The sequence below is a fragment of the Jonquetella sp. BV3C21 genome, assembly GCF_000468895.1.
Taxonomy (GTDB): domain Bacteria; phylum Synergistota; class Synergistia; order Synergistales; family Dethiosulfovibrionaceae; genus Jonquetella; species Jonquetella anthropi.
Genome location: NZ_AWWC01000029.1, coordinates 46,848 through 59,769 on the forward strand (window position 1 = coordinate 46,848; position 12,922 = coordinate 59,769).

At 62.3% G+C, this 12,922-nt stretch carries 10 protein-coding genes; 4 read left to right on the forward strand and 6 right to left on the reverse strand.

Annotation, left to right across the window (positions count from 1 at the left end):
* Positions 1–7: 7 nt before the first annotated feature.
* The 5 genes from hflK to HMPREF1249_RS07570 all read right to left on the reverse strand — a co-directional run bounded on the left by hflK (position 8) and on the right by HMPREF1249_RS07570 (position 8,279).
* Positions 8–1,804 carry a protease modulator HflK gene (gene hflK / locus HMPREF1249_RS07550; RefSeq protein WP_008522516.1) on the reverse strand — a complete coding sequence of 599 codons (1,797 nt, stop codon included), beginning with the start codon at positions 1,802–1,804 and terminating at the stop codon, positions 8–10.
* Positions 1,805–2,002: 198 nt separating this feature from the next.
* On the reverse strand, positions 2,003–3,181 hold the full coding sequence (locus tag HMPREF1249_RS07555; protein WP_008522517.1) for an NAD(P)-dependent malic enzyme: 1,179 nt from the start codon (positions 3,179–3,181) through the stop codon (positions 2,003–2,005).
* A 101-nt stretch (positions 3,182–3,282) separates the two neighbouring features.
* The gene (locus tag HMPREF1249_RS07560; RefSeq protein WP_008522518.1) at positions 3,283–6,255 is read right to left on the reverse strand and encodes a UPF0182 family membrane protein; all 2,973 of its coding nucleotides are present in this window, start codon (positions 6,253–6,255) and stop codon (positions 3,283–3,285) included.
* A 33-nt stretch (positions 6,256–6,288) separates the two neighbouring features.
* Entirely contained in the window at positions 6,289–7,470 is a 1,182-nt protein-coding gene (locus HMPREF1249_RS07565) for an MFS transporter (RefSeq protein ID WP_008520172.1), read from the reverse strand.
* Positions 7,471–7,496: 26 nt separating this feature from the next.
* The gene (locus HMPREF1249_RS07570; protein ID WP_008522519.1) at positions 7,497–8,279 is read right to left on the reverse strand and encodes an LmeA family phospholipid-binding protein; all 783 of its coding nucleotides are present in this window, start codon (positions 8,277–8,279) and stop codon (positions 7,497–7,499) included.
* An 89-nt stretch (positions 8,280–8,368) separates the two neighbouring features.
* Here HMPREF1249_RS07570 and HMPREF1249_RS07575 point away from each other — a divergent pair, with 89 nt between their 5' ends.
* On the forward strand, positions 8,369–8,743 hold the full coding sequence (locus HMPREF1249_RS07575; protein ID WP_008520174.1) for a RidA family protein: 375 nt from the start codon (positions 8,369–8,371) through the stop codon (positions 8,741–8,743).
* Between the two features lie 79 nt (positions 8,744–8,822).
* Here the strand turns inward: HMPREF1249_RS07575 and HMPREF1249_RS07580 are convergent, their stop codons facing one another.
* Positions 8,823–10,028: an FprA family A-type flavoprotein gene (locus HMPREF1249_RS07580; protein WP_008520178.1), complete on the reverse strand. Its 1,206-nt coding sequence runs from the start codon at positions 10,026–10,028 to the stop codon at positions 8,823–8,825.
* Between the two features lie 209 nt (positions 10,029–10,237).
* Here HMPREF1249_RS07580 and HMPREF1249_RS07585 point away from each other — a divergent pair, with 209 nt between their 5' ends.
* The 3 genes from HMPREF1249_RS07585 to pstA all read left to right on the forward strand — a co-directional run bounded on the left by HMPREF1249_RS07585 (position 10,238) and on the right by pstA (position 12,908).
* Positions 10,238–11,068, forward strand: coding sequence for a phosphate ABC transporter substrate-binding protein (locus HMPREF1249_RS07585; RefSeq protein ID WP_035786697.1), 831 nt, complete (start codon positions 10,238–10,240; stop codon positions 11,066–11,068).
* 122 nt (positions 11,069–11,190) lie between these two features.
* Positions 11,191–12,057: a phosphate ABC transporter permease subunit PstC gene (pstC, locus tag HMPREF1249_RS07590; RefSeq protein WP_008520181.1), complete on the forward strand. Its 867-nt coding sequence runs from the start codon at positions 11,191–11,193 to the stop codon at positions 12,055–12,057.
* Positions 12,054–12,908, forward strand: coding sequence for a phosphate ABC transporter permease PstA (gene pstA / locus HMPREF1249_RS07595; RefSeq protein WP_008520184.1), 855 nt, complete (start codon positions 12,054–12,056; stop codon positions 12,906–12,908). The genes pstC and pstA overlap by 4 nt, the downstream gene beginning before the upstream one ends.
* Positions 12,909–12,922: the final 14 nt, after the last annotated feature.

The window sequence follows — 12,922 nt, forward strand, 5'->3', positions numbered from 1 at the left end:
ATTCCTCCTATTTGCGTTCAGTGCTCGCCGGGCTGCCAGCCGCCTGCCCCGAGGCGGCGGATGGCGCGGTCGAAGCGGCGCCGGCTGAGCCGTTCTGGCCGTCCTGATAGAGAGTTGAGTCTAAAGCGGCGCCGTCGGCGCCTGTGAGCTGAGACTGGCCGTTGGAGAGGATCAGCCGCTCGGGGGCGACGCCGTCTCCTAGCAGATACAGTTTCCGCCCGGCCAAGGCCTGAGTCAGGGCGGCCATCGTCTTGGTGAACTCGTAGCAGGCCGGCGAGGAGTGGTACGCTTCCCGGCTGGCCAGATAACTCGTCGCCTCCGACTTGGCGTCGGCGTTTTTCAGCTCCGACTCGGCCTTGGCATCGTCCAGCATTCGCTTGCCGTCGCTTTGCGCGCCGGCTATCGCGGCGTCGGCGTCGCCCTGCGCGGCCAGTCGGGCGGTCGCCTTGTCGATCTGGGCGCTGACCACCGACTGGTAGACCGAGCCGATCTCGATCGGCGGGTGAATACTCTTGACCACCACGTCTTCGACTTGGAGACCTAAGGCGTTTTTGTTGCAGAAGTCCCTGAGCCCGTTCATAACCCGTTCGGACAGGTCGTGCCGCCGTTTGGAAATGAGGGTGTCCAGATCGCTGGACGCGGTCTCCTGAACCAACAGTCGGTAGGACTGGGCGATGAGCTGCCGCTCCGGGTCAGCGTAGTTGGTCAGGTAGCTGAACAGGTCCCCGATCCGCCATTTCACGATCAGGTTAATCGCGGCCAGCTCCTTGCCGCCGCCTGTGACCAACGACATCTCGTCGGTGCTGTGGGACTGGGCCCAGAGGAAGTCCTTTGACTGGTTGGGCTGAAAGCCCACTTCCTGCGCCTGAATCCGGTCGGTGTTGAAGACCTCGACTCGTCCAAGCGGCCACGGCGGCACCATGTGAAACCCCGGGCCGGTGATGTTATGAGCCGACAGCCGGCCGAAGTGGTACACCGCGGCCTGCTGGCCGGGGCCGACTTCCACGAACCCTGTGGCGTACCATATGATGCCCGCCACGGCCAGAGCCGTCAGGGGAAGTTTTTTCCGCAGGTACCCGAGGCTCCAGAGGGAGTGGAGCGACAGGCCGGTGTGGGCGGAAAGCTGATCGACCAGCGTCGAGCCGCCGAAGAGCCGGCCGGCCATGGCGAACTGCGCGTCGTTTCCGCTCCTGAGGGACAGGACGAACCCAACGGCGCCGACGGCAAACGAGACGAGAGCGTAGGCCCACAGCAGGATGAACGCGATCCGAACCGGCAGGGAAATCGAGACGCCTGTCCAGATGAACAGGGCCGCGCCGCCTGCCAGAATGCCGAAAATGACTCGGTCGGCCCGAAGGAACGCGCCGATCAGAGCGCCGTCGGCGACATCATCTTCAAAGAGTCTCCACCAACTGGCCAAGAGAATCGAAACGAGAAGCGGGACGACCGCCAAAATGCCGTCGAGCCACGACAAGGTCTCCTGGGGAGGCAAGTCGCCCACGATGAGGAAAAACCAGCTCCACACGGCGGCCAAAAGGACGAGCGGAACGATCGCGCCAAGCGTCCTGAGCCACGGCGGAACGACCGTCTTCTTTCTCGTCGCGTCCTCTCGGTCCGACGGGCCGAACAGCCGGCGAAGCTCGTCGGACGCCAGAAGCGCGCCGCACTGGGCGAACGCCAGAAGGGAACCGGCGAAGAACATGGCGAGCCCGGTTCGGTTCTGGACGGCCAAGCTGACAAATCCGGCGAGTGACAGCCCTAAAATGGCAGCCAGCCGTCTCTGGCCGGTTGATATGTTTTTCATCGTCTCACCTCATCACCCGGCAGGCCGGGTCAACTCAAAACAAGTGAATTATAACGTAGAACGCCGCAAGATTATCCTGTTGGAAGAGTAGTTAGAAGAGTCAAACGCCCGCGTCTCCCCGATATTCGGTAGAACTGATGACAAAGACGCCGGGCCGTTCCCCCAGTGAGGCGGAAACGGCCCGGCGGTTCAGAAATGTTACAGTCGGGCGACGCCGGTCTCTCGCGCGGCCTTCGACACGGCGGCCGCGACGGCCGGCACGACGCGAGGATCGAAGCTGTCCGCGATGACCAAGTCGGCGCTCAGTTGATCGTCGGGAATGAGGCCTGCCAACGCGTCGGCTGCGGCTAACGTCATGCGGTCGTTAATGCAGGAGGCCTGGACGTCCAGCGCCCCACGGAAGATGCCGGGGAAGCCGAGGCAGTTGTTGACCTGGTTGGGGAAGTCGCTTCGGCCGGTGCCGACGACCGCCGCGCCGTTCTCCTTCGCTTCCTGCGGGAAGATCTCCGGCACCGGGTTGGCCATGGCAAAGATCACCGAGTCGGGCGCCATGGACCTGACCATCGCCCCGGTGAGCGCCCCGGCGACCGACGTGCCGAGGAAAACGTCCGCCCCCTTGACCGCGTTGGCCAGCGTCCCTTCGACGCCGCGCGGGTTGGTGGCCTCCGCCAGACGCGCCTTGCACGGGGAAAGATCCCTAGAACGGGACAGGATGCCCCGGGAGTCGCACAGGACGATGTCCGACGCGCCCGCCTGGGCCAGCAACAGGGCAATGGCCGTTCCGGCCGCGCCGGCACCGTTGATGACGATTTTCGTCTCGGCCATCTTCCGGCCCGTGACCTTCAGCGCGTTCAGCAGCGCGGCCAGCAGGACGGTCGCCGTGCCGTGCTGGTCGTCGTGGAAAACCGGAATGTCGCAGGCGTCCTTCAGACGGGTTTCAATTTCGAAGCACCTAGGCGCGGAGATATCTTCGAGGTTGATGCCGCCCAGAGTCGGCGTCAGGGCGGAGACGATTTTGACGATTTCGTCTGGGTCCTGAGTTCTCAGGCACAGCGGAAACGCGTCGAGGTCCGCGAACGTTTTAAAGAGGACGCACTTGCCCTCCATGACGGGGATCGCTGCCTCGGGGCCGATGTTCCCCAGCCCCAGAACGGCGCTGCCGTCGGAGATGACGGCCACCGTGTTGGCCTTGGCCGTCAGCTCGTAAATCTCCTGCCGGTCCGAGCTGATCACCCGACAGGGGCCGGCGACGCCGGGCGTATAAGCCAAGGCGAGGTCGGCCATGTTTCCGACGGCCATTTTAGGGCTCATCGCCACCTTGCCGCGGCAGGAACGGTGAAGGTCAATAGAACGCTGATAGACGTCTTGAGATGCCATAAAAGTCACTTCTCCTTTGAAAAGTTCATGCTTTTGCCCGCCGCGCTCAGTTCCGCCGGGAAAAGGAAAAGTCAGGGGACGACGGAACGTCCACTGACGGTCTACTTGGAAGAGTCAGCAGCTGGAGCGCCTTCCGGTTCCTCAAGTTGAGCGCCGGTCGCCTCGAGAAGCCCGGAGAGGATCGTTTCAAGCCGGTTCATCGACTTGCCGTACGACGCCCAGTCTCCGGCTTTCATCGCCGCCTGTCCGTCGAGCCAAGCCTCTTGGGCCTGTCGGGCCAGTTCTGCCGCGTTCCCCCCAGCGGTCTGTCCGCCGGATGCCTTCTCCTGCGGCTCTGGGGTCTTCGGCTGAGGCGGCAGGGCGCCGCCGGCCGTCTGGGCCAGAAGTTTTTCCAGCGCCCCGGCGAATGTCTCGTCCCACGCGACTCGCCCGCCGCTGGACAGGATAATTCGCTTTAGCTCCGGCATTTCGCTGGTCTCGGCCTTCAGGTACAAGGGCTGAACGTAGAGCAGCGACTTGCCCACCGGGATCACCAGCAGGTGCCCTCTGATGACGTCGCTGCCGCGCTGGGACCACAGCGACAGCTGGGCGGAGATTTCAGGCGTTTGGTTGATCAGGGCGGCCACTTGATTGGGGCCGTAGATCAGAGTTCGCTTGGAGAACCGATAGACCAACAGGTCGCCGTATCTGTCGCCGTCACAGCGGCCGGCCAGCCACGCGATCATGTTGTCTCGGCCAACCGGCGTGTAGGGCGTCATCAGCATGAACTCGGAGTTCTTTTCGCCTTCCAGCTTCAGCGTCACGTAGTACGAGTCCAACGAGCCGCTGCCGCTTGTCAGCTCGGGAATAGTCCGCCAGTCCCTTTCGTAGTCCGATTCCACCGAGCTGTTTTCGCCGCCGGTCCCGGTCAGAGTCCGCCACACGTCTTCCTTGTTGTAGAACGTGTTGGGGTCCTGCATGTGGTACGTGGCGTACACGTTGGCCTGAACGGAGAACAGGTCTTTCGGATAGCGCAGGTGAGGTTTCAGGTCGTCGCTCATCTGGGACGCCGGCTTGAAGAGCGACGGGAAAATCCGGCTCCACGTGGCGATCAGCGGGTCCTGTTCGTCGACGACGTAAAAGTTCATCGTGCCGTCGTACGCGTCGACCGTGGCCTTGACGCTGTTTCGGATGTAGTTCAGCGTCAGGGAACGGTAGGATGAGCGAGGGTCCTTCATGTGAAGCTGGGTCGGCTCCGAGTAGGGATACCGGTCCGTGACGGTGTAGGCGTCCACAATCCAAATGATTCGCCCGTCGACGATCGCCGGGTACGGGTCGCTGTCGTAGAGGAGGAACGGCGCGGCTTGATTAAGCCGGTCGATGATATTGCGCTGGTACATGACCCGGCTGTCGTCGTCAAACACGTCGGAGAAGAGGATCTTCGAGTCGTTGAACGCCAGTGCGAAGACCAGCTGACGCCACAGCGAGTTGATCGGCACGCCGCCGGTTCCCTGATAGAACGATCGGGCGTTCGCCTCGCCCATCGGGTAGTCGAACTCCTTCACCTTCGTTTTAACGAAGGCGTAGTCCGACGTCTCCTCGCCGAAGTAAATTTCCGGCCGCTGAACGTTAATCGGCACGGACGTGACCGGCGGAAGGTCCCGAATCCACAGCGGCGGCTGTCCGTTGGCGGCGACCTGACCTGCCGGGTTCATCACTAGGCCGAACCCGTGGGTAAATTCCAAGTGGCTGTTGACCCAGGTGGGGTTCTGCATGCCCGAAGGGTCAAGCTCCCGAACGGCCAGCATGACTTGGCGCTGGCGGCTGTTGATGACATACCGGTCCGTGTCGACGCCCGAAAAATTGTAGTAGCTCCGGATCTCTTGGAGCTGCTTGTAGCTGCGGATCAGAGCGCGGTAGTCCCAGAGCCGCACGTTGTCCAGCGTCTCGGCGTCGGACTGGACGTCCGCCTGGCTTATCGCGGGCGTCGGTTCAATCGGGCTGATCTGGGCTTTGTCCAGACCGTAAGCCGCCAGCGTCGCGGCGATGTTGTACTCGATGTAAGGCTTTTCTTTTTGGAACTCGTTGGGTTCGACCACGTACTTCTCGACCAGCGAGGGGACGATGGACTGCAGCACGGCGCTGGCGGCGACGAAGCTCAGCAGCATGATGCCGACGAATTTCCAGCTCCTGTTGGCCCGAATTGCCGCCAGAAGGCCAACTCCGACGGACAGGGCGAGAAGCGCTAAAGCCCAGTAAGCCCAGACCACCGCATGCATGTCCGTGTAGCTGGCGCCAAACCCCACGCCCCGGGGCGAGTAGAGCAGGTCATACCGGCGGAGCCAGAACGAGATGGCCCACAAGACCGTCAGGAGCGCGCCGAGGCCCAGCAGGTGACTTTTGACCGGGTGAGGAATCGCCGCGACCCCGCCCTGCTTCAGCGCCGCGAACAGCGCGAGAGCGTACACGGCCGCTGACGCCACGATGGTGACGAACAGCAGGTTCACCAGCCAGCCGCGCAGGAACCTCAGGAACGGCAGGGTGAAAACGTAGAACCCGACGTCCCGGCCGAAGATCGTTTCCGTCGTGCCGAACGGCTTGCCGTAGAGGAACTGGAGCACCATCGGCCACTGGTCCATCACTGGCAGGGACAGCCGGAGGGACAGCAGGATCGCCGCCACCCAAACGACGATCAGAGACGTGCGGAAGCCGAACAGCGGGGCCAGCTCGTTGCCGGAGTTCTCCGCGAACTGGCGTCCGCGCCGGCGGGCAAGCAGGAGAGACGGCGCCAAAACGGCGCAGGCGATGATCGTAAAGACCCCCAAGAGGACCCACTGGGGAAGGACCTGCGTCCAAAAGACCGGCGTCAGGCGTTCGGCGGCGTACCACCAGTAGGACGCCAAGAATCTGGCCAGCGCCGGAAGCCCGACCAGAACGAACAGCAGAACGAGCCCGATGACGACGGTTCGCTTCCGCAGAGGGAACCCGCGGCGGAAGACCGGCTGGTTTTCAGACGGCGCGTCGTCGGAAAAGTCGTCGGTGAAGCGGCGGGAGAAGTCCCGAAAATTGCCGAAACCTCCGAATTGAAACGGCATAAGCATTTCTCCTTTCAGGGGCGGATGGGGACGTTACTTGCCGAGCGCCGCGCCGGGAATGCGGCGCGGCCAGATGAAAGTCACGACGCCGAGCGCCGCGATCGGCAGCAGAGCGGTCAGCGACAGGGCGTGTTCGATGCCGATTCGGCCGGCCAAAAAGCCGAGCGGCGTCATCATGACGCCGGCGGCGCCGAACGACAGCCCCATCGTGAGGGAGCTGGACGTGCTCCGATCGTTGGGAGCCATCGACTGGGCGATGACCTCCACCAGCGGAGTGGAGCAGGTCAGAAAAAGCGACGCGGCGCTCATCGCGCCGACGGCAGTCCACAGGGGCAGCCACCGGGAGACGAAGAGCAACGCTGCGGCGATTGGCAGGGTAAAAAGAAGCAGCCGAGAGGCACGGGCTGAAGGCCAGAGCCGCACGAGGGCCAGCGGGGCCAGCGCGGAAAAGAACGTGAGAAAGAACAGCACTGTTCCCACCTGGGTCAAGTCGCCGCCGCGCAGGGCCACCAAAAGGGGCAGCAGGAAGGACAGCGCCTTGCAGGTCGTGTCGCGAAGGAACGTGACGCACCAGACCGGCCAAATGCGGCCGAACATGTTGGCGAGCTTGCTTGGCAGCCGTCTCAGCCCAGAAGGTTCGGACGCCGGGTCCTTAACCTGCGGCACGACGCGGACCACAGCGGCGGCGGCCAGAAGCGGAATGGCTAAGCCAGCCAGCGGCAAAATCGCCGGCGAAAACGTCTGGTACATGAAGACGCCGTAAAGCGGGCTCAGCGACGAGCCGAGCATGCCGCCGAACGAAAAAAGGGAGATCGACCGGCTCAGCTCCTCGGGGCGGGCCGAATAGCTGGCGGCTCCCTGAGCTTGGGGGTGAAAGCAGGCCGTGCCGAGTCCCCAGAGGAAGACGAACGCCAGCGCGGTGGCGAAGTTCGACGCCAGAGGAATCAGGAAACTGAAAAAGCCAGCGGCCAGCATGCCGCCCACGATCAAGTGGTTGTTGCCGCTTCGGTCGGACAGGTAGCCGGCCACCGGCTGAACGACCATGTGCATGACCCCGCCCAGACTGGTCAGAGCGCCGGCCTGTCCGAGAGAAAGGCCCAGCCGGGCGGCCAAAAGCGGGGTGAAAACTTGAACAAATTGGGCGTGCAGGTCGTTGACCAGATGACTCAGCGCCGTAACGCGCCACCGCGCCCGGCTGCTTTCTAGCCGTGGCATAGCAGAAGCCCCCCTCCAGGTGCGTTCTATTTGGTACGGCTCACCGCTTTGCCGTTCCACGTCCAAGTCGGCCCGTCGAACTGGCGCGGCAGGCGAAGCGTTTCGACGGTCGCCTGTTCGTCGGTCACCTTGATATGGGCGAGCTTCAGCGGGAGGCCGAACTTCTTCAGGTCCAAGATGGGCTGAACCCCCCGAATCATTTGGTTGACCGTCGAGAGCGGCACTGACCGGTCGTTGACCGAGAACGACTTGACGTCCAGCCACAGCTGGGAACCCTGCTTCACGTCGAACGCCGTCTGGGCGTTCATCTTGAAGGTCGTGTGAAAGAGCTTGAGGTCCACCTTCAGCCGGAAGGACATATCGACGTAGTCGGGGAAGAAGTCGACGGTGCCGTCTTTCCAGCGTCCGTGGTTGAACGTGCGCCCGGATAAGAAGTCCTTCACGTCCTGCTCGTTCACGACGGCGCGGGCGTTGCACTCCAAAAAGCCGAGGACTTGGGGCCGCTTGAGTTCCTTCCACTGTTCCGGCGGCGTCATGCGGAGATTGTACGCGGACAGCTCCGCTTCCGCGACCCTCATCCCCTGAATGTGAAGCCCCTTGAGCGAGATGTAAACCCTTGGGATCAGCCCGTCGTCGTGGGGCGGATATGCCATGACCATCTTGCCGCTTTCGGGGTGAAAGCCGTCGATGAACATCTGAAAAAAGCTAGCGGACAAGGCGTTCCCTTGGCTCCCGGCGGCAGGGACCGCCAGAGCAGGAAGGGCCGCCGCGGTTAGCGCGAAAAGAGCCGTGAACAGTTGACGAAGCACTCAGGACCACTCTCCGATTCGTGTATAATAATAAGGGCGCTTAGAGTTCGGTGGGCGCCGTTTTCAGCTTGAGTGAGGGAGGTATTCTTATGAAAAAAGTAGTCAGCACGAAAAAAGCTCCCGGAGCCATCGGCCCGTATTCCCAGGCCATCTGCGCCGGCCCGTTCGTCTTCACGTCCGGTCAGCTGGGCATGAACGCTGAGGGCGTTTTCCCCGCCACTGTGGAGGAGCAGACGAAACAGTCCCTTGAAAACGTCAAGGCCATTCTGGAAGCCGCCGGCTCGTCGATGGACAAGGTGGTCAAGACCACAGTCTTCTTGGCCGACATGAACGATTTCGCCAAGATGAACGGCGTGTACGCTACCTACTTCAACGGTCAGGAGCCTGCCCGCAGCGCGGTTCAGGTGGCCCGCCTGCCCAAGGATGGCAAGGTTGAGATCGAGGTCGTCGCCCTCGCCGAGTAACACAAATTTTTTTACCTGCAAAAGTCTCGCGCTCCTTATTTACAGAGGAGCGCGAGACTTTTTTATCCGGTCGGCCGCCTCAGGCCTGAGGCGCTTGGGCCATCATCTCGGCCATGCGCCGCCCGGCCTCGCGGCAGGCTTCAAGCTGTTCGGGCGTCGCGGCGCTTTGAATTTCTATCGGGTCGGACGCCATGACGAACTTGCCCTCTTGGGCAAATTCGATCAGCGGCTTGAGTTCCAGCCCTTTGCTCCAGCTGTAGTTGCCTCCCAAGGCGAGTATTCGGTCAGAAACCTTGCAGTTTCTGAGTTTTTCCAGCAGCGGCATCATGCCGGGGAAAAGGCCCATGTTGTAGCAGCAGGCGAACAGGCCCAGACCGCGGTAGCGCCACACGTCAGCGATGACTTCCGACAGGTCGGAGCCGCAGACGTCGTAAATTTTGACCGACAGGATGCCCTTTTCCCTCAGGCCCTGAGCGCAGGCTTCCGCCATCTGGGCGGTGTGTCCGTACATGGAGCCGTAGGCCAGCACGGCGCCGGGGACGGTCTCCTGCCGGCTCAGCCGGTCGTACAGCGACACGATCCGACTCACATGAGACCGATAAATTGGGCCGTGGGACGGGCAGATGCGCTGAATCGGCAGGTCCTTGCACTTGGCTAAGGCCTTTTGGACGAACGGGCCGAAACGGCCCACGATGGTGGCGTAGTACCGGCGGGTCTCGCTTTCCAAGTTGTCCAAGTCGTTCTCGTCGTCGAAGACCGAGCCGTCCAACGCGCCGTAGCTGCCGAAGGCGTCGCAGGGGAACAGCGTGCCGGTCGTCTCTTCCCAGGAGAACATCGTCTCCGGCCAGTGGACCATCGGGGCCAGAATGAACTTTAAGACGTGGCTCCCCAGCTCGAGCCGATCGCCTTCCCCGACCTGAAGGGTCCCGTCGATTGGGCCGTAGAACTGGCGCATTAGCTGGAGGGTTTGCTTGTTGCCGACCACTGTCATGCGGGGGAAGCGGCGGCGCAGCATAGAAATAGCGCTGGAATGATCGGGCTCCATGTGATTGACGATCAGGTAGTCGACCTGCCGGTCTTTCCCCAGGGCCGACTCGATGTGTCCCAAGTAGTCGTCGAGGAACCCGGCTCGGGCTCCGTCGATCAGGGCAACCTTTTCGTCGTCGATCAGGTAGGAGTTGTAGCACACCCCTCGTTTCAGCGGCCAGAGGTTTTCGAATCGGGCGGTTGTTCTGTCGTTCACGCCGACCCACCAAATGCGGTCAGTAATAACAGCAGTCTGCATGGCGATCCATCCTTTCGCTCGTGTCAGCCCGTCGCCGTCCCTCTCGGGGCGGGCGGGCTGCCGATGCTTTTTATTATACGAACTTGCTGTGTCGGCGCAACAGAGAAGAGCCCCTTGGGACTGTAACAAAGCTGTAACGTTTCCGTGGCGTTCTGTTAAGGGAGGGCGAATACACTCAAACTGTCACAGGAAGATAAATTTTGAGGAGGATGAGCGAATTGAAAAAAGTTCTTCTGTCGCTGATGTGCTTGTCGGTGTTTGCCGGGTGCAGCTGGGCTGCTGAAAAGAAGACCGTCGACATGAACGGTTCTACCACCGTTCTTCCGATCGCCCAGAAGGCCGCGGAGAAGTACATGGAGTCCCACAAGGACGTGACGATCACCGTTTCCGGTTCTGGCAGCGGCAACGGCATCAAGGCGCTGATCGACGGCTCCACGGACATCGCGAACTCGTCCCGATTCATCAAGGACGCGGAGGTCAAGGCAGCTATCGACGCCAAACGGTACCCGGTTCCCTTTGAAATCGCTCTGGACGCGCTGGTTCCGATCGTCAACCCGGCCAACCCGGTGACTGACCTTTCCAAGGATCAGCTGAAGCGCATTTACGCCGGCGAGATCACCAACTGGAAGGAAGTCGGCGGCGAAGATAAGGCCATCGCCGTCGTGGGTCGGGACACCAGCTCGGGCACCTTCGAAGTGTGGGAAGAAAAGATTATGAACAAGGCGCGGGTAACCACGGAAGCACTGGTCGTCGCTTCCAACGGCGCGGCTGTTCAGGCTGTGGCGGGCAACCCTCTGGCGATTGGCTACATCGGTCTGGGATACGAGGATCCGGCTGTGAAGGCCGTGAAAGTCGACGGGATCGAAGGCTCAGTCCAAACGGTTCGCGGCGGCACGTACTCCCTGGCTCGGGCGCTCTTCATGTTCACGAACGGCTGGCCGACGGGAACCGTGGCAGACGTTCTGAGTTTCATGCAGAGCGACGAGGGACAGGCTCTCGTGAAGGAATGCGGTTTCGTCCCGCTCCGGGACGTTCGGTAAGACTCGGTTTCTGACGGGAAGGTACTGCGCGGCCTCGAGGCCGCTGTCCGGCCGCCCGGCCGTCTCCGGCTCGGAGACGGAGCGGGCGGCTCCCGTCGTTTCCTGCCTGAAAGGAGAATTTCATGGACAGGAGGATGGAACTTCTCATCAAGGCCCTTTCGTGGGTCGGCGTGCTGATCATGGCGTTCATCCTTGTTTTCCTGCTCTGGGAAGGGTTGCCGGTCCTGAAGACTGTCTCTCTGGGCGAGCTTCTGACGGGCAAGCTGTGGTATCCCGCCGAAGAGCCCCCTGTGCTCGGCATGGCGGCCCTGATCGTCGGCTCTCTGGCGGTGACGCTGATTTCTACTCTGGTGGGGCTGCCGTTCGGCCTCGGCATGGCAATCTTTTTGGCCGAGATCGCGCCGCGCCGGATGAAGGAAATCCTCAAGCCCGCCTTGGAGCTGCTCGGCTTTCTTCCATCCATCGTGGTCGGCTTCCTCGGCATGGTCCTAGTTGCCCCTTGGATGCAGCAGACGTTCGGTCTGGTCAGCGGTCTCAACATGCTGAACGCGTCGATTCTTCTCGGGCTTTTGATGGTGCCGGTGGTCGGCTCTTTGGCTCAGGACGCGCTTGAGGCGGTGCCGCAGGACCTTCGGGACGCTTCGATGGCGCTGGGCGCCACCCGGTGGGAGACGATCTGCCGGGTCGTCCTTCGCGCCGCGTCGTCAGGGCTGATGTCGTCGGCTCTTTTGGGAATCATGCGGTCGTTTGGCGAGACGATGGTGGTCCTGATGGCTTCCGGCGGGGCGGCGGTCTTCCCGCGGTCCTTGACGTCGCCGGTTCGGCCTCTCACGTCCGCCATCGCGGCGGAAATGGGCGAGACGCCGGTCGGCTCGCCTCACTACCGGGCACTTTTTTTCGCCGGGCTGATCCTTGTGGCCGGCACTCTGATACTGAACGGCTTAGCGATGGCCGTTGAGCGCCGGAGCGCGTTGGGAGACAGGTCATGAGAAAGCTCAAGGACAAGGCGGCGACGATCCTCTTCTGGGGAATTGCCCTGACGTTTATCCTACTGGCGGTTGGCATCCTTGCGTTCATTCTCCAAAGAGGCTGGTCGGCGCTCTCGTGGGAGTTTCTGACCGAAAAGCCGCGGAACTCCATGACGGCCGGCGGTATTTTGACGCCCATCGTCGGGACGGTTGAGCTGGTCGTGCTTTCCATGGCGTTCGCCCTGCCGATCGGCGTCGCAACCGGGCTCTTTTTCGCCGAGTACGCCAAGCCGGGGCCGTTCGTCAGCGCGCTGCGGACCGCTATCCGGTGTCTGGCCGGCGTTCCGTCGGTGGTCTTCGGGCTCTTCGGGCTGGAGCTGTTCGTCATCCTGTGCCATTTTGGCCCCAGCCTGCTGTCCGCGTCCCTCACGCTGGCATGTCTCAGCCTGCCGCTGCTGGTCACGTCGTCCGAGCAGGCGTTCAGGGCGGTTCCTCAGGACGAACGGCTGGCGTCATACGCGCTCGGCGCGGGCAAGTGGCACACCATTTGGCACGTCGTTTTCCCGTCGTCCGTGCCGTCGATCATCACCGGGGCGATTCTCGCCCTCGGACGAGTTGCCGGCGAGACGGCGCCGATCATTTTCACCGGCGCGGCGTTTTTCGTGCCTCACCTGACCGCCAGCCTGTTCGATCAGGTGATGGCCTTGCCGTATCACGTGATGGTCTTGGCGACGGCCGGAACGGATATCTCCGGGACGCGCCACATACAATACGGGACGGTGGTCGTGCTGCTCGTGCTCGTCATGTCCCTGTGCCTGACAGGTATTTTGGCCCGCAACCGTCTCAGCCGGAAGCGCCGGCGCGGGGCGTAAGCGGAAAAGGAGGA